The following is a 23,979-nucleotide window of genomic DNA, read 5'->3' as shown; positions in this document are numbered from 1 at the left end:
CCTCTTAAGTTAGAACAAAGAATTAGGAGAGAGAAAGAAATTGAAAGCATTGTACATACTAAATTTTTTTATGGGGTTTATTTTTCCCATGCTTAAACTAAAAGGGTCGAAGATTCGAATTCACGCAGATGTGAATGGAGCACTAAATATTGTTCGAAAACATAAAAAGGACGCTTTTGAAGGTATTGGAAGGAAAAGTTTCCTTCATGCACCCCAAAAAATCGCCATAATAAAAAGTAAAATAAAAGTAAAGCTGAAGGCTTCTGCCTGATGTATTAGCGGGACTGGTGGTAGCCCACGTAAAGACAATGGGGCTTTTTAAGCCTATTCTTTCGAAACCCCTAGCTTTAGCTATGGGGATACTCATAACTGCCTGTCTTTAAGAGGGTTACTTCAATGTTAGCAAATACTTTATCAAAGCATCTTGTTCTTGTTGAGAAAAACCTGTAGAAGCATCTACCCAATATTCATGTCCTTCCCCTGTTACATTTGATTTCCTTAGGCTTTCTGCAGATTGATTGGCTTTAATGACTTGAGTTCTCAAGTTCTTGTCAACTAATGCGCGTAAACTGTTATACGGATCAGGTAAAATATTTTTATTTAATGTTCCTTCTATTCCTAATTGACTTTTAGTGTTTGTTCCAACTGCGACACCACCGTCATGGAGATATGGCGCAGACCAATAAAGGCCAATAAGACTAGGGACCTTGTAGCCCCCCATTGTATTTCCAATACCAAATGCGAGATTAATTTGCCCAGGGTCTAATCCTTGAGTCGGAACTTTTAACAATAGTGCGCCTTTTGGTACAGGCACAGGCGTATCAGGTGAATAAATAACGGGGTCTGTCAAAAACTCGCCTACTTTTCTTAGACCAATCGCTCGCGTTGGTTCCGTACCGATTTTTTCCACAGGTATAATTTGATTATTGGTATAAAAACGTCCTGCATGACACGTTATACAGGACCCGCGTACAAATGCCTGTTTGCCTAATTGCTTTTCCTCATCTGTTATCTTAATCGGTGTTTTCGGAGGAACAAGGGTATTTTGAAACGCTGACATTCCGTTGTTTTGTTCCCCGACATTTGTTCCTGGAGAGCTGACGATCAGCCCATTCGGTGATATAAGTGAAGACCTCGGATAGGTTGGTAATTTAATCGCTTTGTTTACGCCAGGAGCATCCGGGGTAGGATCGACTTGTGCAAAAAATTCTGAAGGCTTTTTCCCTTTAGCCGGATCAAACCGATATTTAGGATTCGCCGCATTCTGCAAAATGGTTCCTAAATATACCTCTTTGTCGATTCCAAATAGAGCTCGACTGGCTTCGGCAATTGTTGTCAAATCAGAACCTTGGGCATGAACAGCATTATTTAACGTACTTAACCCTTTAAACGGTCCAGCCATTGCAAATCCACTCCAGCTGTATGGATGATCCCCTAAAGTGAACGAATCCGGAATCTGAGTGGGATTACTAATAAAATCACTGGTGATATCAAAGTTTCCCTTTGGCCATTTGATTACACTTTCATCGACAGCCGCTTCCAATGCCTTGGAATCCGGTAAGGGTTCCTTTTTACCTTCACTCGTTACAACCATTTTCTCTAAATTTTTCATATAATCCTTTAAAGATGCAATTTCAGTACGCGCAAAATAAGCTGTTGTGTTAGTACCTAAGGCAAGAAGAAGTCCGAAATTAGCATCCGTATTAACAGCCCCTTCGATTACTTTTTGATTAATAGGATCAACAGTAGCATGGCATGCTGCACAGCTAAGTCCTACTTTTAACTTTCCCTCTGATCTTACAATCGGCAAACCAAGAACTTCGTTAGAACCTTTTACCACATCAAATCCTGTATCCACTTTTGTTCCTTTTTTATATGTTTTTCCCCCAATCGTTACTGTTTCTGCTAATTCGACCTGTAAATTCGTTGTTCCCTTACCGTTTAACTCTTTTATTGCTTTCTGAAAATTTTCAATTGTGAGCGGTCCGTTAAAAGCGCCAAGAATATCGGATAAAAAGACTTCATTTCCAAATGTTTCTTCGTAAAACGACTTTCTTCCTAAATCTAATAGAGCTTGATCAATTTTTACAGCACCACTCTTAGGGGATAATAGCTCTCTTCCCTTTGCTGTTTGCATTAAATCATGGGCCTCTTTACGTGAGAATGTTCTTCCCCAGAGGTCAAAAGTAGGTTGATCTTGGTCCTTCTGCCATGTTACCTTATCAGGTTTTACAATTTGATCTTTAGAAGGAATAAAAGCATGTACCGGTTTATTTAAAGCTAAAATGAACGCTAGAATGGCACCCAAACAAAACATCCATTTTTTTATTTTCACCCCAACTGCCTCCTCTTTGGAAATTAATTACTAAAAGCCATCTTTAATTTCCACCTATTCAAGAAAAATATACCTTATCGAATCACTGTTTCTTTTCAACTCTAGTATTGAATCAAAAGTTCAAAAACAGTAAGACTTAGGCATTCACCTATAATCTTTGGAATATGCTAAATAACACATAACCGAAGGAGGCTTTATTATGTATCAGCATTTTGGGTATGTAAAAAAGTGCGAAACAGTACCTGTTACATTTCCCCCACAATTCCAGCCCCAGCAGCCAGGTATTGAATCTTTGATGATTCCAAGACCCATCTCCGAAAATCCTTATTATACTGGAAGCAACAAACTGTTGAATAAAGCCGCCATCATTACTGGAGGAGACAGCGGTATCGGCCGGGCTGTCGCCATTGCTTTTGCGAAAGAAGGGGCGGATGTTGTTATTGTTTATTTAAATGAGCATGGGGATGCATTCGAAACAAGAGACAGAGTTAACCAATTGGGAAGACAATGCTTGACAATCGCGGGGGATATTGGGAGTGAGGAGTTTTGCCATTATGTCGTTCAGAATACAATTGAAGCATTTGGCCATCTTGAAATCCTGGTCAATAATGCAGGGGAAGCACATTCACAAGCAAGTATCAGCGACATATCAGTAATGCAGCTTAAACGTACTTTTCAAACAAACATTTTTTCATATTTTTATCTTACACAAGCAGCTATTCCCTATCTTAACAAAGGAAGCTCCATTATAAATACAACCTCAATCGCTGCATACACCGGACTTGAATACGCTATCGATTATGCCGCTTCCAAGGGAGCAATCGTTTCATTCACCCGCTCGTTAGCATTATCTGCCATTAATCAAGGAATCCGGGTCAATGGCGTTGCTCCAGGACCTGTATGGACCCCTCTTATCCCTTCAAGTGGTCCGCCAGAAACTTATGCAACATTTGGAAGTGACACTCCAATGAAACGTGCTGCACAACCTTTTGAACTGGCACCTGCTTATGTTTATTTGGCGTCGGACGACTCCTCATATGTAACAGGACAAATTCTTCATGTAAACGGTGGAATTATTATAAATGGATAAAAAGTGAAACTTCCAAGAATTAACCTCATTTAGATTTATTACGGTGAATCGTATCATAAGTAAATGAGGTAATTTTGGGGGAAAACCGTGTGCCCAGGCACAAGCTAGTGAATTTTCAATTGAAATATCTTTAACCCAAATCGTAAGATGTGGGTAGGCGGGGAAGAAAAGATGCAGGGAGACTCCCATGTTTCATCAAGTTTTGGCTGATGAGTTAGTATACATGTCGTCCTGTATCGGGTGACATGTTTCGACGCATTTTATAATAGAAACTCTCTATTTATCAATGGTTGGGGTGGTTTTAATCAAACGTTTGTGTAGTATCAAAATTTGCTGATTTTTGTAGGTTCATAGTTTATATAGGTAAATATTGAAGATAGTTATCAAAGGCTGAGAGGTATCATCGACAAAAAATTTTCTAATCAAAGGGCTGTGTTCGTTTTACGAAAGGGTTTTGGATGTATTTAATCAAACGATTAATTAGTAAATTATCCACTAATCAAACGTTTGATTGGGTTTGATGTTTTTGCTGGTATATAGGGGTTTGAGTGATTTTTGAGGAGAGAAGTTTGTCGAGGAGAGGTTTTGTAATAACGAGGGAAAAGTGGTTCTAAAGGGTTCCGTTTTCGGGTGCTTTCTTAATAAATGACACAAGAAATGACGTATGAATTGGCATACGTCTTTTCTTTATTTATCAAGGTTTCTACGGAATACCATTAACTTTGACATAGCAATTGACGTCATTATTATGGTGGACAATAAGTATTGTACAATTAAAAAAGAGGGTCAAAACTTCTGTCATTTGCAGTGCCGTTTTGAGTACCAATTGTATTGATCTTTATAAGCTGGTCGATAAAAAGCTGCTGATCCCCGCATCTAGAATCAAGAGGGTCCGCACTTATCGGTGGGGGGATCACGTTAAGCACCCGAGCTGATAAATAGACGGAAAAGTTTCGCTTAATTAGTAAATATTATTAAAAAAAGCTTAAATAGACGGAGAGATTCCGCCTATTGACTCGAAAAACTTGAAAATGAGGGATTTTGCTTTGCATAACCGGAAAACCTCCCCTTATTTACCCCAAAACGAGCTCTATTCTGCATATAACAGGAAACTCTCCGCTTATATTTCTTTTGCTGGTTACTCGATTAAGGACAAGACATCTTATGTAAAAAGGGCGTGAGTTTTATCTCAAAAATCGAAGAGAACCTCATAGAAATTTTGAAATAATTAGATATAATTACAAGAAAACAAAAATCCCCTAACTTTAGAGTCAGAACGCCACTGCAAATTAAATCAAAGCATAAATTAAGACTATTATTCGACTCCTTCAGTCTTTATCAAGGTAATAAGGGGTATTTAATAGAGTTCTATCAGTTTTCAATAGTAGGTATCTTCTCCTATTTTTCGTTCATTTTTCACCATATATCAGCTTGTATCTCCAAAGTTTCATCCTTTTTCTAGGAGAATAGTAGTTGTAATGTAGATTATCCTCTCTTTTTGTAACACTTTAATAGTTTACCAAGCTGCTAATATCGTTAATAATTGAAAGCGATTACATTAATAGAGGAGGAAAATTATGGCTAAGAAAAAGACGATTTCACTATTATTAACGGCGGGGTTAGTGTTAAGTGTAAATGGTGTGAGTGCACAAGAGCCATCTCAGGCACCGAATGCACAGTCTGCAACTGCTTTTGATAACAAAGTTATCAAGAAAATTAGTGCTGACAACATGTATGACACGATTGCAAAACTATCAGCGCAGCCACGTGCGGCTGGAACTGAAGGGGAGTTAATAGGAGCCCAGTACATAAAAAGTCAGTTTGAGCAGTATGGCTATGAGACGGAACTGCAGCCTTTTCCATTTTATGAAGCGCTAAGAAATAATGTATCTGGAACACTTGAAGTTAATGGCAAACCGCTAAATCCTTACGTGATGTCTGGGTCATACAGCGGTGAGGTAACGGCTGAGGTGGTCTATGTTGGATTGGCATATGCTGACAAAGTGCCAGAGGCAGTAAAGGGGAAAATTGCCCTAATTGAACGTGGAGATATCACCTTCGTTGAAAAGATCAAAAATGTACTGGACAAGGGAGCACTTGGTGTTATTATGTACAATAATAGTGGTACTACTAACCGTTTTGGAAGTGCTAATCCTGGTCAAAATATACCGGCTGTTGCTATCACAAGGGCTCAGGGTCTGGACCTAGTAGAGCAGTTAAAGGCTGGCTCATTAACAGCAACTATTAAAGTTGAAGGATCCGGTTTTATTGAAAAAACCTCCTACAACGTCATTGCTAAAATGAAGCCGAATAAAAACAAGGATACCGGCCAGGTTGTCATGGTCGGCGCACACCATGATTCTGTTCCGGGTGGACCTGGGGCAAACGATGATGCTTCAGGAGTATCGGCTGTATTAGAGCTTGCTAGAGTAATGGCCAAAACTCAAATTGATACAGAGCTCCGCTTTGTTACTTTTGGTGCCGAGGAAAAAGGATTGCTGGGATCCTCTTATTATGCAAGCACGTTCAGCGAGGAAGAAGCGGATCGAATAGTAGCACACTTCCAAATGGATATGATAGGCAGCAGGGATGCTGGCGGTGATCATCCGGCAGGTGGGTTAATTATGTATACGATTGATGGCAAGAAGAATTTAGTAACGGATCTTGGTTCTGCAGCAGGTGCCAGAACTGCTGCCGCTGAAACCATTCCAATGGGGCAGTTGGGACGCAGTGATCACGAGCCATTCCATCTGCTTGGAATTCCAGCTGCCTTATTTATTCACTCGCCGCTGGAGCCATGGTACCATACACCGGCAGATACCATTGATAAAATTGATAAAAATAAGCTGCAAGAAACGGCCGAAATCGTTGGCGCGTCCGTCTATCAAATTGCAAGACCGGACACTCCAGCCTTAAAGAATGCCCGGGTCGCTCCTGGTCTAGTTGATTACGAATTTGAGAATCGCTCGCCTGGTGCCTAACACCACACCACGCAGCTTTTTCCATACAAAAAGACCCATGGGGAATTCATTTCTCCATGGGTTATTTTTGTTAGATGGGAGAATTTAAGCCGTAAAGTTGCCGTCTCCTACAATTTTTTAAAAAAATATTACTTTACGCTCCCATACCACCATCAACTCTATACTGAGCTCCCGTGATAAATGAACTTTCATCAGAAGCAAGGAATAAAACTAAATTAGCAATATCGCTTGCTTCGCCATAACGTCCTAATGGAATCGTTTTTGCTATAACTTCTTGTTCTGCACCTAATCCTTCTTCTAAAGAACGCATCATTCTTGTATTAACAGGTGATGGATGAATTGAATTTACACGTACATCAGCACTTGCTACTTCAATTGCTGCTGCTTTTGTCAATCCGACTACTGCATGCTTTGAAGCAATATAAGGGGATACGCCAGGACTACCTTCTAATCCTGCTACTGACGAAGTGTTGATCACACTGCCATATCCTTGTTTAGTCATTATTGCTAGAACATGTTTTAACCCTAAAAATACTCCGCGCACATTGACACTAAGCACTTTATCCAAATCCTCAACTTTTTGTTCCATAATAGGAGCTACTTTGCCTTCGATACCAGCATTATTAAAGAATATATCAATTTTGCCAAATTGTTCAATCGCTTTGTTAACGTAATTTTCCACATCAGATTCATTTGAAACATCTGCTTGGACAGTAAGTACTTCGCCAAATGAGGATAGTTCCTCTTTCGTTTTAGCAAGAGATTCTTCAAATAAGTCTACTAAAACAACCTTAGCGCCCTCTTTTAAAAATTTTTCTGCTGTTACTTTACCAATTCCACCTGCTCCACCTGTAATGATAGCAACTTTTCCTGATAGTCTATTCATAATGTATTACCTCCATTAGTTGGTTGTTTATCTTGAATTAAAATATTTTTAATTCGAGATAATTATAATCTTAATAATTTATATTTTCAATTAAAATGCTCAACCCTAATTTTGAAGGCTATTGATTGATTTATAATTCAATATCTTTATTATGAGTATTTTTGGGCAAGGGAAATAGAAACAACCCCCCAAATGTGAATAGTGACAGGCACTATCCATATACTGGTTAATCATAATGTTATGTTGTCCGGTACATTTAAAATTGACGCAATTTTAACATTTCAGCAAATTTAAGTATTGTATAATATAGTTGTTTGAATTATTTGCAAGATGATAGTAGAAATGAAAGAGGGTGAGATAGTAACATTATCGGTTAAGACGGTGAGTTTAAATGGTATAAAAAATCTCAGTAGAGGAATTACGCACTCTTTTTACAACTATTAAAGAAAAAAAGAGTATGAATAGAGAACGAGGGTTAGCGAGCAGGTTATAGAAAAAGGAAAGTTTGATAATGTTTTTAAAGTGAGAGGAAGGTTTGTATGTTAAAGGTAAAGCAGGATTTTTCAAGGATCTTATACCTTATCCCAAAGATATTCCAACTATTTTTGAATATTTCTCTCGTTTTTTTAGGAATAATTTTATCTTTTTTACTAGTAAAGGAAATAATCATCTTCATTCAGATTTTGATAGGAGGAGGCCAAAATGATTATAACCTTTTTCTAGCAAATATCCTTATCTTCTTTTTATATTTTGAGTTTATTTCGATGATTGTTAAGTACTTTAAAGAAGAATACCATTTCCCTATTAGATATTTTATATATATTGGTATAACGGCAATGGTCAGAATAATTATTGTTGATCACGAACACCCTGAAAATGCATTATTATATGCGATTATAATCCTAATTCTAATAATTGGTTATTTCATTATCAATTGTACCCCTCGTGAAAGGCCCGATAGTAACAGGTTTTTAAAAAAAGAAAATTAAATTCCGGTGCCTGTCACTCCCCGAACAATCTTGTTTCACAAGATTGTTCCACATGTGGTAAACGGAAAATGGTTTCCATGCATCGTATAGATATAATTATTTGAAAATCCCGTGGAATTCGTGAAATTTTTGGGGTCAGACCCAATGTCATCTTCAGCTGTTTCTTCTTTCTTCTTTTTGGCAAATATAACTACTGCCTCTGTATTCCTTTTGTGTTTCATTATAACACTACACTTTCTTTGATTTTTTGTGCCTGGAGTAATGTTCTTTTCGCACTTTCCCCACGGTGCACCCTTCGGTACATCCATTTCTAACATCAGACCAAAAGTGGAACTGCTTCTGCCACACTTCATATTTGTTGTACACCCATTTTCTGCCTTCCATTCGTGCTTACTCTCTTCAAGACAAGTATAAACTGCCTATTCATCATGAATATGGAAATATGACCATATTAAACTAATTTCAAATTTTTTGACAAAAGAGGGACAAAAAATTTTATAAACCATCGAATCATATGTAGGAAATATTATGCATGACTTTCAACTTAGAGAGAATTGGAGACGGAGTTATATTGACTACAGAGTTATTTTTAAATGGGGAATTAATGTTAAGCAGGAAGGAAGCTCACGGAAAGAGCAAGCAACCAAAGAATTTACCAGTTTTCACTTCAAGGATGGAAAAACGGGAATATTATCAGGGCGTAAATCATTTTGATATCCGGAATGTCTTAGATGTTAAAGGATTCTTAATCGATATTCGTGCCAATTGGAATACATATGTAGCACAGGTGAGCCAATGGATTAATAAAAATCCAGTAAAAAGATTAGTCGCGACGGGAATTTTTACCGTAGTTCTTGGTATTTCTTCCATTACTTCGAATGCCGCGGTAATAGAAGAATATACCTATCAGGTAAGAAGTGGTGAAAAAATTGAAGCAATTGCTGCGAAACATGGTGTAACAGCAGAAGGAATCTTAAATGCCAATGGGCTATCTGCCATTGACGGAAAGAAAATTCTATTACCAAAAGTAGAAGAGCAAATGGTTACCGCCACTGTACTAAATATTCGATCCAAACCGACCACTGAAAGTAGTATTATCGGAAAATATAAAAAAGGTGATGTGGTTAAGGTTGTATTCGAAGAAGACGGATGGGCAGGCATTTTGATTAAAGGAAGAGTTTGTTTTGTGAGTGCGGATTATCTTACATCAAAACAAGCGGCTGAATCACTAACAAGCCAAACTACTAAATCCATGTATGTAACAGCAACATCGTTAAAAGTAAGACAAGCAGCTTCGACGAAAAGTGCAATGATTGGCTCTTTAAAATTAGACGATCGTGTGTCAATGATATCCACTATTAATGGTTGGGCTAAGATTCATTTCAATGGCAAAATAGCGTTTGTGAGTGAAACCTATTTAACGAATAAGAAACCAAGCAAAAACATTAATGATACGTTGAATCACACAGGCACCTATGTGATTAAGAGCAGTGATACTTTTACAAAAATCGGTAAAACATTAGGGCTCTCTGTTTCACAGATTCAAGAACTAAATCCAGGAGTTGAACCAACAAAGTTGAAAATTGGACAAAGCATCAAGATCCCTTCGACAACTGCACCTACTGACAATCAAATATTGGATCACACAGGCACCTATGTGATTAAGAGCAGTGATACTTTTACAAAAATCGGTAAAACATTAGGGTTCTCTGTTTCACAGATTCAAGAACTAAATCCAGGAGTTGAACCAACAAAGTTGAAAATTGGACAAAGCATCAAGATCCCTTCGACTACTGCCCCTACTGTCAATCAAATAATGATAGAAGCTCAAGTAGGTGGGGTAGATGATAACGGAACGTTTCGGTTTATCACGTCTGAAGGTACTACATATACTGCAAAAGCAACGGGCAACATAATTAATGAATTATTTAAACATAAAGGAAAGAAAGCAACACTAACACTAGAAGGGAAAAGGGGGACAAAATTGACTTTAGTATCCGTTCAATAAATATCGGTGCCATTCACTGTCACTCCCCGATAATTGCATTGTTTCGGATTAATTACTGTGAACCGTACCATAAATAAAGGCAAAAAAAGTTGTAAATAATGTGGTATTTTGTTGTTGGAAGCGGGTATTGACTTTGAATAACTATCTTCAATATCCGTTTCTCGATACAACATATGGATACCAAGTCGTGCAGCCTACCGAACGGTAATGATCAATGATGTGCAAGATACCGAAAGGTTTAATTAAAATGTGTACTTCTTCTTTACATCATTATTTATGCTAGCTATCATTGAATTAAGAATTAAATATAAACATCGGAAGCACCGTTAACTCACTGTTGAAGAATTCTTCAAAGGTGAGTTGACGGTGCTTTTTTTTTTGAAAAAGAGAGTGGAAATTGCCCAGCGCAAATCAAGGGAACTTCCATTTTGATTTTAATTACTTCTAATTGAAATGTATAACCGAGTTTTAAAAGATGAAGAGGAAATAGATTATATAATTGTCTTTAAGCAAGACAGGCTGTCTCGAGATTCGTTAGATACTTTATATTTAATGAAGAAAACTAAATGCAATTGACAAAAATATCATATCAATAAATGATATGAGCCGATAGTAATTATTGATAAGATAATTCTTAATATTTTCAGCATACTTTCCCCCTTAAATCTTACATACGTCTAATTAAAATCGAACTCCAAAAAAACAGAAGAGAATCTTGGGGATATATCGGTATTGTTGCATCCTTATTTGTTTTTTATGTTGCCATAAAGGGATTCTTCTTGCATTAACGGATGCGATAACAGAAGAAGCTGTCGCTTCTTCAACTATTGGTGCAGTTTAGTTCAAAAATGTTCACGCTTTTTCCTTTTTTTAACAGATGATATTAAGTGATAAATGTTAATATAAGTAAAAAAAGGAAATCCTTAATGATTGGTAACTTGTTTATAATAATGTGATAAACTGCTAAAAGGAAGGCGTAGGATGGAAAAGTATAGCTTGGAGAAACACAGAAAGTTAATCGAATATATAGAAAAGGCAGCGGAGGTGTCCGTTGCCTTTTGACATCTATTTCTAAAAATATTTTCTATAAAATTCTCTTCTAATGCTTCCACTTAACTGAGCATAAACCCTAGTGGTCTCGCTTTTTTCGTGTCCCAGTAAACTTTGAATAACATCAATGGGAGCTCCGTTGTTCAATAGGTGTGTGGCAAAGCTGTGGCGTAGTTGGTGTGGATGAATTTCTTTGTTGATCCCTGCCCGACTAGATATTCGCTTTATGATGTACCTCATCTGTCCAATACTCATTCGGTGCGGGTGACGTTCAGTAACAAAAATGGCTGGGTCTTTATCCTGGCGAAGGTCTAAGTATCGCTTAAGCCAGATTTCTCACCGTATATTAAGGTAGACCTCCCTTTCCTTATCACCCTTCTCAAGGACTATTGCAGAACGATTTGACCAATTAATGCAATTTCTATCAAGAGAAACAATTTCACCTATTCTACAACCCGTTGAAAACATAAATTCGAATAGTGCCTTTTCCATTGTAGTAAAACACGCTTCCCCCAAATGTTCAATTTCTCTTTCCGTTTAAAATTTTGGAATCCGTTTTCCTTGTTTTGGTTCTTTGATTTTCGCAGCAGGATTTTTCGGTATATGCCCCTCATCGTGCATCCAACGAAACAGCGATTTAATGAATCGAATTCGATGAGACAAACTTGATGGCTTTAGGTGTTCACTGGATTTTGCTAAGTATTCTTTCAGGCGTTCAGTCGTCAATGATTCAATATTCACATCGTTAAAGTATTGGATAATTAGCTTAGATTGGAGTTTATACCCTTTAATGTCTGAAGGGAGAATCCTTCAATCATTTTATCCGATTCATATAATTCCCAGGCTTTTGATAATAACAAAATAATATCCTCCTTTTCGGTTATATTGGAGGAATTATTGCCTTGATTATAGAAATGGAAACGTAGGTATTGAACTATCGGGCAGATTAGCGAACATTTCGAGTATTTTTATATTAAAAAATTAAATAAGTGCAACATTAGTGAAAAAATATAAAAAAATAAATTATAGTCTTACAAGGTGGGGCAACAACCACTAAAATAAGCGCTGGGGGTAAAAAATATGAAACAATTGGGGACTCTATACTTTTTCTGTGGAAAAATGGGCGCTGGAAAATCAACTAAATCAAAACAATTGGCGATAGATAAACATGCGGTACTGTTGTCTGAGGATGAATGGCTTTCATCTCTATATCCCAATCAGATTGCATCATTTGAGGACTATCTAAAATTCTCAGCGCAGCTCAAGCCGTTGGTGAAAAAGCATGTCCAAAACATATTAAGTGTCGGTACAGATGTAGTGATGGATTTTCCAGCTAACACTCAAAAACTGCGAAAGTGGTTTTTGGATATGGTGTCAGAGGTCAATGCAAGCCATCAACTAATTTTCCTTAATCTAAATAACGAGCAATGCTTACGTCAAATTGCACAAAGGCGTAACGAACAACCCAAAAGAGCAGCTTTTGACACGGAAGCGGTGTTTATTCATGTTACTAAATTTTTTGAAGAACCAGAGGCATCCGAGGGTTTAAAAATTTTAGAGTTTAGCGGAAAAGAATAACAAGGAGTTCAATGATTTGTGTGAATAGAGTACCTTCTGTTCTGGGAGGAACTCTATATGATATAAAGTGAAATGTGAGTAAGAAAAGTTTCAATGTATATATGTTAAAATCGATGTAACTTTGTGAAGTGGTACACTTAAACTAACTGGGGGCGATAGCTAAACAATGGCTATCGCTTGTAGAGCTAACGGTTCAGTTTAATTTAACAAAAATTAATAGTATTCTTTAAATAAAATACATTTGGAGGAAAATTAATGATTACGATTTACGATAATAGATATAAAGAAGAAGTCATTAATTTAATATTGCACGTACAGAATGTTGAATATGGTGTAGGGATTAGTGCAGAAGAACAACCAGACATTTTGGATATTCAATCAAACTATATAAACGACGGAGGAAACTTTTGGGTAGCGTTAAACGATAACGGTGAGGTTGTAGGCTCTATCGGTTTGCAAAAGAAAACGAACGAGGTCTCTGTTTTAAAGAAATTTTTCGTTTATAAAGATTACCGTGGTAAAGAGTTTGGGATAGGAACAGGTTTATATCAAGCATTGCTTGATTTTGCGAATAAACAAGGGTTTTTAAAGGTGATTTTGGACACTCCATCCAAAGCCACTAGGTCACACAGCTTTTACAAGAAGGTTGGATTTAAAAAGATTGATAAAGAGGACTTGCCAATTCAATATGATTACCCTGATAGAAATTCACTTATTTTCCAATTGGATTTATCTCAGAAAGAATATTGAACTTAACGGGTGCAATAGTTTAAGATCACCAGCTGCTTCGGCGGCTTTTTTTCTTGTTCCACTAACGATGCTGGTTTGTTCAACAAATCTTAATGAATAGTGTACAATAAATAATAACGAACGTATGTTTTTAGGGGGAGGAAAATGAAGAAAGCACTACTGGTTATAGACGTTCAAAATGGAATGTTTCAGGAAGGTAATGTCGTCTATAAAGGGGAAAGAATGCTAAAAAATTTAAAAGATTTAATCAAACAAGCACGCTCTACCGAGACACCTATTTTTTATATACAGCATAACGCACCTGCTGGTAAACCTTTAGAGTATGGGACAAAGGGGTGGGAGATTCATCCTGAACTAACTCCAAAGAATCAGGATGTAATCATTCAAAAAACAACTCCTGATTCATTTTATAATACTTCTTTAGATGAAGAACTGAAAAAACATGGGATTGACCATTTGGTTGTTGCAGGAATTCAAACAGAAGCGTGTGTGGATACAACTTGCAGAAGGGCTTTTAGTATGGAATATAAGGTCACATTAGTTTCAGATACACACAGCACTTGGAATTCACAGGACATTACTGCCCAACAAATTATTAACCATCACAACGAAGTATTACGTTGGTTTGCCGCTGTTTACCCAAGTAAAGATATTACATTTGATAGATGAGTGAAATTATGTACTTAAACTAATTGGGGGCTTGAGTTGAATAGGGCTAGATAGTAAATTATGATAAGAATAGGAATGAAATAGGGAGATTTCTAATGCATACAGACAATAAAACAGTATTAGAATTCGTTGAATTTGATAAATATGATGTCTTAGGTTTAATAGAACTTTCTGAATCAGTTGGCTGGGATTATGATGAACATGAAATTAAAACTGTTATGTCATCAGGTAAAATATACGGACATAAAAATGCTGTGGGGAAAATTGTTTCGAGTGCCGCAATTATACCTTATGATACTGATTTAGCTTCAATTGGTATGGTTATTGTTAATGAAGAATATCGAGGTTTAGGCTTAGGAAAAAAGGCTACTCAGAAATGTATAGACAGTGTTTCTCGAAATACCTCAATAATGTTAATTTCAACTGAAGATGGGAAACCCTTATATGAAGACATGGGTTTTATTACTGTCGACTCTGTACATAAGTATCTAAGTGATAAGTATATTCCAACTAAATTGTTTAATAATCATCGGAAAATTACCTTAGAGAAATACCGTGAGAATGATATTAATGAGATTATTGAATTAGATTGGGCTGCATTTGGTGATAAGAGAAGAAAATTACTTCTTAACAGGATAAATCAATCAAAACAATGTTTAGTTGTTAAAAATCTAAAGGGGAAGATTATTGGATTTGGATTATCCATATTAGGTCCAGTAAATTTATTAATAGGACCTATTGTAGCACCAGATTCACAAACAGCTGCTTTAATAATCGATGGGTTAGTTCTTAATCATCAAGGAAAGTTAAGGATTGATGTGCCATCTAGTAATGACGAGTTAATGTTATTCTTGGAGAAAAGTGGATTTATAAAGGTTAGTAATCCTCCGATAATGATAAAGAATTCTATTAATATGCCATATAGAAATAAAGAATTATTTGCTATTACTGCACAAATCTTTGGTTAAGGATAGCAATATCCTTATTCAACTACCATGTAAGAACGATATTTTCTTACATTTTTTGTGGTGAAGGGGGGCTTCATTGGATGGCTAACGGGGGGCTTTAGTTGAAGAAAAAGATATAGGTTTTGGTGTCAATAAAGCTCCATAAACCTGAAAAATGGCTTGCAAAACTGATGTCAGTTTACGAGCCATTTTCATTGCCATTTATATGATATGCACCTCAAAACGGAGCCCTTTAAACAGATATTATCCTACTCTTAATTTTGTTGTAGGAGTTTATCAAATATAAATAAGATACATAAAACAAATCATTATTCAGTGTGACCTTTCTAGATCTTTAATAATATTAAAAGTATCCAACTGCCCCTTGATTACATACTTAACGGAAAGCGAGAGATAGTTAATGGAACTCTGTTCTGTTTTTTGCCTCTTAAATAACTACGGTGAACCGTACCATAAATAAATGAGGTTTTTTCGATATTTTTTAAATGAGGCAACTTACCATTATTGGTAGTTGCCTTTATCTGTTTTTATTTGAATGAATTACTAAATAGCCTTTCTAACCAAAAATCTAAACAGGCATATAAATTTAGCAACATATTATTTGTCCAAAAGTAACTATAGTACAAATCATCAATAATATTGGCAGATTTTATCCAATAAAACAGTAGAGAATCTACAATATAAAATAACCCCCAAGGCTTTACAATTAATATGATACTTAAATTCAATGAGGAAAGTTTTGTTTTAAAAGATCAAATAAAGAGTAAATTGGAGATACTCCAGAAATGCTTGAATTAAGAGGAGGTATTTATGAAGCAGAGAAATTCCGATCTACCTAAACGTCTTCGGCTCCTGAAAGAAGCATATTTAACTGTCAAGCCAAGCATAACAATTGGCCGTGCCTTGGCATTTACCGAAATTGCAAAAAAGTTTCCTGACCTTCCAAAGAACGTGCTTCGTGCTAAAGGGTTTAGAAGAGCATGCGAAACTGCCCCGATGCTTATACAAGAAAATGAACTTATAGTGGGACACCCTTGCGGAAAACCGCGGGCAGGTGCATTTTCGCCAGATATTGCATGGGAGTGGGTTCGTGATGAACTTGACACCATCAGCACGAGATCACAGGATCCGTACTTTATCAGTGAAGAAGACAAGATGATTATGAGAGAGCAATTGTTCCTATTTTGGGAAGGTAAATCTTTGGCAGAGGCTTGTGAAAAAGCTTTTCGGGATGAGGATTTATGGGAATTCGGCGCTGAAGCGTGCATAAGTGATTTGACCTATCATATGACCAGTGGTGGCGGCGATACCAGTCCGGGTTATGATATCATCCTTTTTAAGAAAGGTATTAATGGGGTTAAAGCTGAAGCTGAAGCTTATCTTGCTAACTTATCCTCTGGTAGAATGGAGGATAAGGAAAAAATCCCCTTTTATCAAGCAGCAATAGAAACGTGTGAAGGAATTCTTACATATGCTGATCGTCTTTCAGCATATGCACAGGAACTTTCGGAAAAGGAACAGGATCCAAAGCGTAAATTTGAGTTGGAAAAAATCGCTAAAGTCAATGCCCGCGTGCCTGCTAATCCGCCTGAAACATTTCATGAAGCATTGCAGGCTATTTGGACAATACAGTCACTGTTTTTGATGGAGGAAAATCAATGTAGTACATCGCTGGGCCGTTTAGACCAGTATGTGTTCCCTTGTTATACATCAGACTTTGAGAATGGAAGGCTAGATGAACAGCAGGCTCTTGAACTGATGGGATGTTTCCTGATCAAATGTTCAGAAATGATTTGGTATACACCGGGAGCGACTGCCAAATATTTTGCAGGATATATGCCTTTTATAAATATGACCGTAGGTGGACAGAAACGTGAAGGGGGAGACGGCACCAACGAATTAACCTATCTGATTATGGATGCTGTTGAAAAAGTTAAGGTTTACCAGCCTTCCCTTGCCTGCCGTATCCACAATCAATCTCCACAGCGTTATTTTGAAAAAATTGTGGATGTCATTAAAGCCGGCGTTGGTATGCCTGCCTGCCATTTCGATGATGCACATATTAAAATGATGCTTAGAAAGGGCTTTGATTTTGAAGATGCTCGTGACTATTGCCTTATGGGATGCGTAGAACCGCAAAAATCTGGACGTATCCACCAGTGGACAGCCGGTGGCTTTACACAATGGCCTATTACCATTGACATGTTCTTCAATCGTGGCATTCTTAAGTCCTACGGAAGCAAGAAATGGCTAGATACCGGAGAACTAGAGGCAATGATCACTTATGAACAATTTGAAGCCGCAGTGAAACGACAACTTGATTATCTTCTGGAGATGAATGCGAGGGGTACAGTTCTAGTTCAGGAGGTTTTCAGAAATGTTATGCCCACTCCATATATGTCACTGTTTGTTGACGGCTGTATGCAAACCGGAAAAGATGTGACAGCCGGGGGAGCAGTTCTTTATGAAGGACCGGGAACAATCTTCGCAGGGCTGGGTACTTATGTCGACAGCATGGCTGCGATTAAAAAACTGGTTTATGATGACCAAAAGTACACGCTTTCAGATATAAAAAAAGCTCTTGATGCCAACTGGGAGGGGTACGAACGAATACGTCGTGACTGCCTTGATGCGCCTAAATACGGTAATGATTACGACTATGCAGATCTGATTGCAACCGACATTGTTGATTACACAGAAAAAAGAATCAATCAGTACAAGTCGCTTTATGCAAGACAAATCCATGGAACGCTGTCCCAGTCCTTTAATACACCACTGGGCGAGTTGATTGGAGCAACACCCAACGGACGCTTTTCGGGTGCACCACTGTCTGATTCAATGAGTCCTACTCAGGGTGCAGATAAAAAAGGACCTACCGCAGTCATAAAATCTGTATCCAAAATTAATGTTGAATCAATGAGTCTTGGTATGGCTCATAACTTTAAAGTAACAAGAAATTCAATAGATACTCAGGAAGGCAGGTCAGGATTGATTTCCCTGTTACGCACCGCCTCCGTTATGGGCAATGCTCAGATGCAATTCAATTGCGTCGATAACAAAACATTACAACTAGCCCAACAACACCCTGAAGAATATCGGGACCTTATTGTACGTGTTGCCGGATACAGTGCTTTTTTTGTCGAGCTTTGCAAGGAAGTACAGGATGAAATTATCAGCCGTACAGTAATAATGTAAACTATACAGATTGAGACATCCCATGTGTTGCCACATACACTGATACGTTAGTGTGAGCCGTACCCATAGGTAAATGAGGTTGTTGAAATTTACAAAGAGCACCTTATTAAATTTGCTATAAGGTGCTTTTTAAAACTAGGTTCTGTTAAACTTGGCTGTTGATTTCCTCTCCAGGCGCTATGCTTTCCGCGGGCGTGCCGGGGAGCCTCCTCGGCGCTTAAGCGCCTGTGGGGTCTCCCCAGCCCCGTACTCCCGCAGGAGTCAAGCGCCTTCCGCTCCAATCAACAGAGTTATAAATCAACAATGTCCTTTAACAGAGCCTAAAACTAAAACAAAATTATTATTCTTTAAGTCGTTTACGAGCGGAATCTCGTTCTACAGTAACGGGATTATGGTTCAATGCCTTTCCTAAGCCATAGTGAGGCATATTTACATAAATAGATTCATAATTACCCTTACTTATTTGATACGTTTCATGATAAATTCCAACCGCATCATTGTTACCTACTTTTTGGTTGAAATTTTTCCAAGCCGTTAAATGTTTTTCATTTTTAGCATAAGCAAGCAGGTCTTCAATTGAACGCCAATATTGGATCATAGCAGTTGTTCTAAGTCCAAAATAACTTTCCATCGATAAAAATCCCAGTTCCTCTTTGTTTATATAAAGCTCCTTAATCATTCCAGGCATGGCGCTAAATACTGGTAACCACTTATGAATTGCGAGTCGCTTGTTAACTCTCATTCCAATGATGAAAACGACAATATCCTCTGTATTATCAATCGTATAACGACCAGTATAAATCTGGTTGGTCATCACTAATCCCCCTTCGTAGAAAGTTTTTCAAGAGTAAACTCGCACCAATCTATCTCAGCTTTTGTGGTTCTTTTTCCATAATCTAACGTAAACAACCAATATATTGAATCCTCATCGTTATCTTTGTGATTGATAATAGCCTGTTCAATAGATACATAGGTTTGATAACGTCCTGCGAGCTCTTGCTTGTATTTCTGTAGAAGTAATACCGTATTTTCTCGAGCTTGATAGCGACCAAAAAATAATTTAAGTAAAATTTCATTTCGCTCAATTGGTAATTGTTCAATTGGCTGTTTCAACCAATTTTTTAGTGTTTCTATTCCTTTTGAGGTAAGATAGTACTCATTTTTATCAGGCTTTCCTGGGGTAGATGAAGTACGAACTTCTGCTAATTCCTCTTGGACAATTAATTTTAGCGTTGGATATATTTGTCCATAACTAATTTTCCAAAAATGATTTAAGCTCTGGTCAATGAACTGTTTAATGGCATATCCTGATTTACATTCAGTAGTTAATATCCCTAATATTGCATATGTTGTATCGTTATAATTCCTCAATATTTCCACACCTATCTATAAGATATATATCATTTAGATATATAATAGTGGATGTAAATAAAAAACACAAGTTAATTTTCTGAAAAGATAAAAAATAATGCATTCTTAGAAGATAAGACATATGTTGCGACAACCACTTGATGAATTTTGGGGTCAGACCCAATGTCATCAAGACAAGCTTCAAAAAATTAACAAATGCTAAATCCATAAATCATTAGGTGTATTTGTTGGGGGATTATAAACGAACCAACTTTGATATTAACCCAAAAAAGGCAATAAGATGCCCGAGGTGTGACTTCCTTTTTTTTTACATACCTCGGGCATTCTATTTTATTTTTAAATTTCACCCGAGTCGAGAGTAAATCGTATGGCACTTAAACGTACGATTTTCCCTTGCTTTTTGAGTTCAAACATTTGATCAGGCAGCGATGCTAGTATGATGGATCTATAGTGTCAAATAGGCGTAACGAATGCATATCCAAGTAAATAACACAAGATATTCGATAATTTAATAACGGAATTTTAAAAAAAATTCACAGATTCGCCATGAAAATACAATGAAGTTTATGTTACTTTTATAATATGAAGATTTTGAATTTTTTAAATTTTAATGTGATTTTGATGATTAAATTCTGTGAACACCTGCCACTTAACTAGTGGGCACTCTTTATATTCTTTTGGTTGTGTGTATTTTCCTTCTCTGTTCTTCTTAATACCCTTCTGTTGATACTGAGGAATCTCGGTATGAAATTCGCCTAGTGGAACGTCTAACTGGTTTTCAATTTACTTTTCAAAAAAATTAGCTTCATGTTTTGCTCCTTCAATTAACCATTGTTCTTATTTTTTCTTAGACTTGTCTAAAAAAAATTAGAATATTTCATTGGTGGTATCACTTCTGAAATATTTTAATCTATAAATTTAGAATACTTAAGGAGGAATTAATTTATGGCAATCATGCGTTTAGGAAGAGTTGAAGTACGTTGTCCAAACTGGGAGAAATCAATTGATTACTACAAGAGAGTTATCGGTTTAATTGAAACTGCACGTGAAGAGGACAGAGTTTATCTGAAGGCATGGGATGAACATGACCATCATAGTGTCATTTTGAAAAAAGCCGACAGTGCAGGTTTGGAACATTTAGCTTTTAAATGTGAATTTGCTTCAGATTTAGACCTTTATGAAGAAAAATTAAACAATATTGGGATTTATACAGAACGTGTACCAGCTGGAGTTCGAATAGCAGAAGGAGAAGCAGTTCGTTTCACTTTACCTACTGGACAAATCGTTGAACTTTACCACAAAATTGAAGTAGTTGGTAATGGATTACCGCTTGTCAATCCTGACCCATGGCCAGACGGATTACTAGGAATGCATCCGACACGTCTTGACCATCTCTTAATTGCTGGGGAGGACGTTGATGGTGCAACAAAAATATTTACAGACATTTTTGACTTCCACGTAAGTGAGCAATTAGTGGCTGGGGAAAAGAATGATCAAACGATTGCTAAATGGTTATTCAAGACCAATACTGCCCACGATATCGCAATTATTAAGGGCCCACAGAACAAACTTCATCACTTTGCATTCTGGTTAGATGAGTGGGTAGAACTTCGAAATGCTGCCGATATCATGGCGAAAAATGATGTTATGATCGACGCCGGACCAACTCGTCATGGAATTACAAGGGGGACAACCATTTACTTCTTCGACCCTTCTGGAAATCGTAATGAAGTGTTCTGTGGTGGCTATATCACATACCCTGATTCAGCAACCATCACATGGACAGAGGATACAATCGGTAAAGCAGTATTCTATTTTGAAAGAGAATTAAATGAAAGATTCACTACAGTTGTTTCGTAAAACATCTATTAACTGTCAAGGAATTTTCCTTTGTCTTAAGTGTAAGCGGTTACAAAATATTAGAGAGGCTTCCTTTAAATAAAGGGATGGATAATTAAGGAGATGGTAACCATGGAGACATTTAAAATCGAGGTGAACGGAAAAGAAATTTTAGTTAAGGAAAATGAAACGATCTTAAATGCCTCTATACGTCAAGTCGGTAACATTTTTGTCGGCTGTAAAGGCGGCGCATGTGGGATGTGCAAGATTAAAATTACGACTGGTGAAACGGTAGATGGGATTTATTCAAAATCTGCTTTACCTGACGAGGAATATGCTTCTGGATATCGACTAGCTTGTCAAAGTAAGCCAACAACGGACATGAGTATTTTACCTATTAGGGAAAGAAATAAAGTATTGAGATAAGTAACATAGCATCAGGGGCACTTTTTCCAACTGATGCTATTGTTATTTAAAGCAGTTGTTTTTCAGAAAAAACGTCATTTGACTAGGTATGACGAGGAGTGGAAATCATGAAGTATTTAGAAAAGTACGCCATATCGAATGAACTTGCTAAAAAAATGATTGATGCCGCTGAACAAAAGGCAAAAGAATTAGGGATTACAGTCAATATAACCATTGTTGATGATGGTGGAAATTTAGTTAGCTTTTCAAGAATGGATTATGCTCCATTGTTGAGTGTTGGGATTTCCCAAAATAAAGCATACACTGCGATTGCGTTTGGAAAACCGACCTCTGAGTGGTATCCAATGATAAAAGATGAACCTGCATTATTTAATGGAATTGTCCATACTCCTAAGCTTGTCATTTTTGGTGGTGGATTTCCTATTAAAGTAGATGGAAAAGTAATCGGTGGAATTGGGGTTAGTGGTGGCAGTGCAGAACAAGATGAATTGTGCTGTGAAGCTGCTCTTAAACTAATTGAATGATCGTTTACAGAGTAATTGATTGGAGGAGATCATTGTGACAGTTGAAGCAGGAAAGTATATTGACGTAAAGGGAGTTAAAACACATTATCATGAGGATGGACAAGGGGAAGTGATTTTACTTATCCATGGTTCTGGACCTGGCGTTTCAGCATGGGCTAACTGGCGTTTAGTGTTCCCAATTCTTTCAGAGAATTTTCATCTTTACGCACCAGATGTCGTTGGATTTGGCTACACAGATCGACCTGAGGGAATTAACTATTCAATCGATGTTTGGGCAGATCATATGATTGATTTCGTTGAAACCTTAGGTGAAACGAAAATTTCAATAATTGGTAACTCATTCGGTGGGGCAATTGCCCTGCATATTGCTAAAAAACGCCCTGACCTTATCAAACAACTTATCTTAATGGGTAGTATGGGAATTGACCACCACATTTCCGATGGATTAGATCGAGTTTGGGGATATACTCCAACCTTTGAAAATATGAAAGATCTAATCAAACTATTTGCTTTCGACCAATCGATGGCCGAAAATGATGACTTAGTAGAAATGCGTTTTAAATCAAGTATGCAAGAAGGCTTCCAAGAATCATTTTCATCGATGTTTCCTGAACCAAGACAACAACATGTTAGTGACATGGCTCTATCTATCGATCAACTTAGAAAAATCAATTTCCCTGTATTATTAATCCATGGAAGAGATGATCGCGTTATCCCATTACAAGACACAAGCTACAAATTAGCGCTTGCATTACCAAATGCACAGCTTCATGTCTTCCCAGAGTGCGGTCATTGGGTTCAAATTGAAAAAACAAAAGAATTTGCCGGTCAAGTTATTGAATTTTTAAAAAAAGAAGAAATGGTATTTTACTAAAAGCAAATCACTTGTTTAAAAAAACTGCTGATAGGTTGGGTAGCCACTCGAGACTATTGGCTACCGTAATTAAATTAATAGGACAGGCTGGGTAGCCAATCGAGGCTATTGGCTACCGCAATTAAATTAATAGGACAGGTTGGGTAGCCAATCGAGGCTATTGGCTACCGCAATTAAATTAATGGAACAGGTTGAGTAGCCAATCGAGGAAATTGGCTACCGCAATTGAATTAACAGGACTGGTTGGGTAGACCATCAGTGGTATTGGCTACTCAACTGTGAGTAAAAAGAACAAATCAGTACCCAACATTAATATCCTCTTTTTATTCCACATTAAAAATCACACCCAAACCGCAAACACCCAATAATTATTTCCAACGTTAGAATCACTTTGTGATTTCGAATGTGGAAAGGTTGCAAATAAGATGTTTTTAAAGCTCACTAAA

18 protein-coding genes and 1 pseudogene are annotated in these 23,979 nt (G+C 37.1%); 13 read left to right on the top strand and 6 right to left on the bottom strand.

Annotation, left to right across the window (positions count from 1 at the left end; translation table 11 throughout):
- Nucleotides 1-388: 388 nt before the first annotated feature.
- On the bottom strand, nucleotides 389-2,335 hold the full coding sequence (locus NSS81_RS10155) for an electron transport protein (protein ID WP_342433382.1): 1,947 nt from the start codon (nucleotides 2,333-2,335) through the stop codon (nucleotides 389-391).
- 199 nt (nucleotides 2,336-2,534) lie between these two features.
- On the opposite strand from NSS81_RS10155, the gene NSS81_RS10150 reads away from it, so the two are divergent.
- Nucleotides 2,535-3,425, top strand: coding sequence for an SDR family oxidoreductase (locus tag NSS81_RS10150; protein WP_342433381.1), 891 nt, complete (start codon nucleotides 2,535-2,537; stop codon nucleotides 3,423-3,425).
- A gap of 1,577 nt (nucleotides 3,426-5,002) precedes the next feature.
- On the top strand, nucleotides 5,003-6,406 hold the full coding sequence (locus tag NSS81_RS10145; RefSeq protein WP_342433380.1) for a M28 family peptidase: 1,404 nt from the start codon (nucleotides 5,003-5,005) through the stop codon (nucleotides 6,404-6,406).
- A gap of 133 nt (nucleotides 6,407-6,539) precedes the next feature.
- Here NSS81_RS10145 and NSS81_RS10140 read toward each other — a convergent pair whose 3' ends face one another.
- Nucleotides 6,540-7,292, bottom strand: coding sequence for an SDR family NAD(P)-dependent oxidoreductase (locus tag NSS81_RS10140; protein WP_342433379.1), 753 nt, complete (start codon nucleotides 7,290-7,292; stop codon nucleotides 6,540-6,542).
- Nucleotides 7,293-7,831: 539 nt separating this feature from the next.
- Between NSS81_RS10140 and psiE the strand changes: the two genes are divergently transcribed.
- A complete protein-coding gene (gene psiE, locus NSS81_RS10135) occupies nucleotides 7,832-8,281 on the top strand; it encodes a phosphate-starvation-inducible protein PsiE (RefSeq protein WP_342433378.1) in 450 nt (149 codons plus the stop codon).
- A 35-nt stretch (nucleotides 8,282-8,316) separates the two neighbouring features.
- Here psiE and NSS81_RS10130 read toward each other — a convergent pair whose 3' ends face one another.
- Nucleotides 8,317-8,502: a hypothetical protein gene (locus NSS81_RS10130; protein ID WP_342433377.1), complete on the bottom strand. Its 186-nt coding sequence runs from the start codon at nucleotides 8,500-8,502 to the stop codon at nucleotides 8,317-8,319.
- A 311-nt stretch (nucleotides 8,503-8,813) separates the two neighbouring features.
- On the opposite strand from NSS81_RS10130, the gene NSS81_RS10125 reads away from it, so the two are divergent.
- Nucleotides 8,814-10,289: a LysM peptidoglycan-binding domain-containing protein gene (locus NSS81_RS10125; RefSeq protein WP_342433376.1), complete on the top strand. Its 1,476-nt coding sequence runs from the start codon at nucleotides 8,814-8,816 to the stop codon at nucleotides 10,287-10,289.
- A gap of 1,071 nt (nucleotides 10,290-11,360) precedes the next feature.
- On the opposite strand, the pseudogene NSS81_RS10120 reads toward NSS81_RS10125, so the two are convergent.
- A pseudogene (locus NSS81_RS10120) lies at nucleotides 11,361-12,199 on the bottom strand (tyrosine-type recombinase/integrase).
- A 220-nt stretch (nucleotides 12,200-12,419) separates the two neighbouring features.
- On the opposite strand from NSS81_RS10120, the gene NSS81_RS10115 reads away from it, so the two are divergent.
- From NSS81_RS10115 to cutC, 5 genes are all read left to right on the top strand, one after another.
- Nucleotides 12,420-12,917, top strand: coding sequence for an ATP-binding protein (locus NSS81_RS10115; protein ID WP_342433375.1), 498 nt, complete (start codon nucleotides 12,420-12,422; stop codon nucleotides 12,915-12,917).
- 255 nt (nucleotides 12,918-13,172) lie between these two features.
- On the top strand, nucleotides 13,173-13,667 hold the full coding sequence (locus tag NSS81_RS10110; RefSeq protein WP_342433374.1) for a GNAT family N-acetyltransferase: 495 nt from the start codon (nucleotides 13,173-13,175) through the stop codon (nucleotides 13,665-13,667).
- 144 nt (nucleotides 13,668-13,811) lie between these two features.
- On the top strand, nucleotides 13,812-14,336 hold the full coding sequence (locus NSS81_RS10105) for a cysteine hydrolase family protein (protein WP_342433373.1): 525 nt from the start codon (nucleotides 13,812-13,814) through the stop codon (nucleotides 14,334-14,336).
- Between the two features lie 95 nt (nucleotides 14,337-14,431).
- Nucleotides 14,432-15,304 (top strand): GNAT family N-acetyltransferase, encoded by an 873-nt coding sequence (locus NSS81_RS10100; protein ID WP_342433372.1) that lies wholly within the window; start codon nucleotides 14,432-14,434, stop codon nucleotides 15,302-15,304.
- An 810-nt stretch (nucleotides 15,305-16,114) separates the two neighbouring features.
- Nucleotides 16,115-18,499 carry a choline trimethylamine-lyase gene (gene cutC, locus NSS81_RS10095; RefSeq protein WP_342433371.1) on the top strand — a complete coding sequence of 795 codons (2,385 nt, stop codon included), beginning with the start codon at nucleotides 16,115-16,117 and terminating at the stop codon, nucleotides 18,497-18,499.
- Between the two features lie 340 nt (nucleotides 18,500-18,839).
- Here the strand turns inward: cutC and NSS81_RS10090 are convergent, their stop codons facing one another.
- Nucleotides 18,840-19,313, bottom strand: a complete 474-nt coding sequence (locus tag NSS81_RS10090) for a DUF4188 domain-containing protein (RefSeq protein ID WP_342433370.1) — start codon at nucleotides 19,311-19,313, stop codon at nucleotides 18,840-18,842.
- A 2-nt stretch (nucleotides 19,314-19,315) separates the two neighbouring features.
- On the bottom strand, nucleotides 19,316-19,870 hold the full coding sequence (locus NSS81_RS10085) for a PadR family transcriptional regulator (RefSeq protein WP_342433369.1): 555 nt from the start codon (nucleotides 19,868-19,870) through the stop codon (nucleotides 19,316-19,318).
- Between the two features lie 945 nt (nucleotides 19,871-20,815).
- Here NSS81_RS10085 and NSS81_RS10080 point away from each other — a divergent pair.
- The 4 genes from NSS81_RS10080 to NSS81_RS10065 all read left to right on the top strand — a co-directional run bounded on the left by NSS81_RS10080 (nucleotide 20,816) and on the right by NSS81_RS10065 (nucleotide 23,533).
- Complete coding sequence (locus NSS81_RS10080) at nucleotides 20,816-21,730, top strand: catechol 2,3-dioxygenase (protein WP_342433368.1); 915 nt, start codon at nucleotides 20,816-20,818, stop codon at nucleotides 21,728-21,730.
- A 111-nt stretch (nucleotides 21,731-21,841) separates the two neighbouring features.
- Complete coding sequence (locus tag NSS81_RS10075) at nucleotides 21,842-22,135, top strand: 2Fe-2S iron-sulfur cluster binding domain-containing protein (protein WP_342433367.1); 294 nt, start codon at nucleotides 21,842-21,844, stop codon at nucleotides 22,133-22,135.
- Nucleotides 22,136-22,242: 107 nt separating this feature from the next.
- A complete protein-coding gene (locus tag NSS81_RS10070) occupies nucleotides 22,243-22,659 on the top strand; it encodes a heme-binding protein (protein WP_342433366.1) in 417 nt (138 codons plus the stop codon).
- A 34-nt stretch (nucleotides 22,660-22,693) separates the two neighbouring features.
- Nucleotides 22,694-23,533 (top strand): alpha/beta hydrolase, encoded by an 840-nt coding sequence (locus NSS81_RS10065; protein ID WP_342433365.1) that lies wholly within the window; start codon nucleotides 22,694-22,696, stop codon nucleotides 23,531-23,533.
- Nucleotides 23,534-23,979: the final 446 nt, after the last annotated feature.

The organism is Neobacillus sp. FSL H8-0543 (assembly GCF_038592905.1).
Taxonomy (GTDB): domain Bacteria; phylum Bacillota; class Bacilli; order Bacillales; family Cytobacillaceae; genus Neobacillus.
The sequence above is the reverse complement of the archived record's forward strand: the minus strand, read 5'-3'. Positions and strand labels throughout refer to the sequence as shown.

What these genes read in the sequence shown, in the direction of transcription:
- NSS81_RS10075 (WP_342433367.1), top strand. Translation starts at nt 21,842, where the DNA reads ATGGAGACATTTAAAATCGAGGTGAACGGAAAAGAAATTTTAGTTAAG.
- NSS81_RS10090 (WP_342433370.1), bottom strand. Translation starts at nt 19,313, where the DNA reads ATGACCAACCAGATTTATACTGGTCGTTATACGATTGATAATACAGAG.
- NSS81_RS10080 (WP_342433368.1), top strand. Translation starts at nt 20,816, where the DNA reads ATGGCAATCATGCGTTTAGGAAGAGTTGAAGTACGTTGTCCAAACTGG.
- NSS81_RS10140 (WP_342433379.1), bottom strand. Translation starts at nt 7,292, where the DNA reads ATGAATAGACTATCAGGAAAAGTTGCTATCATTACAGGTGGAGCAGGT.
- NSS81_RS10130 (WP_342433377.1), bottom strand. Translation starts at nt 8,502, where the DNA reads ATGAAACACAAAAGGAATACAGAGGCAGTAGTTATATTTGCCAAAAAG.
- NSS81_RS10070 (WP_342433366.1), top strand. Translation starts at nt 22,243, where the DNA reads ATGAAGTATTTAGAAAAGTACGCCATATCGAATGAACTTGCTAAAAAA.
- NSS81_RS10100 (WP_342433372.1), top strand. Translation starts at nt 14,432, where the DNA reads ATGCATACAGACAATAAAACAGTATTAGAATTCGTTGAATTTGATAAA.
- cutC (WP_342433371.1), top strand. Translation starts at nt 16,115, where the DNA reads ATGAAGCAGAGAAATTCCGATCTACCTAAACGTCTTCGGCTCCTGAAA.
- NSS81_RS10115 (WP_342433375.1), top strand. Translation starts at nt 12,420, where the DNA reads ATGAAACAATTGGGGACTCTATACTTTTTCTGTGGAAAAATGGGCGCT.
- NSS81_RS10105 (WP_342433373.1), top strand. Translation starts at nt 13,812, where the DNA reads ATGAAGAAAGCACTACTGGTTATAGACGTTCAAAATGGAATGTTTCAG.
- NSS81_RS10110 (WP_342433374.1), top strand. Translation starts at nt 13,173, where the DNA reads ATGATTACGATTTACGATAATAGATATAAAGAAGAAGTCATTAATTTA.
- NSS81_RS10150 (WP_342433381.1), top strand. Translation starts at nt 2,535, where the DNA reads ATGTATCAGCATTTTGGGTATGTAAAAAAGTGCGAAACAGTACCTGTT.
- NSS81_RS10145 (WP_342433380.1), top strand. Translation starts at nt 5,003, where the DNA reads ATGGCTAAGAAAAAGACGATTTCACTATTATTAACGGCGGGGTTAGTG.
- NSS81_RS10125 (WP_342433376.1), top strand. Translation starts at nt 8,814, where the DNA reads ATGACTTTCAACTTAGAGAGAATTGGAGACGGAGTTATATTGACTACA.
- psiE (WP_342433378.1), top strand. Translation starts at nt 7,832, where the DNA reads ATGTTAAAGGTAAAGCAGGATTTTTCAAGGATCTTATACCTTATCCCA.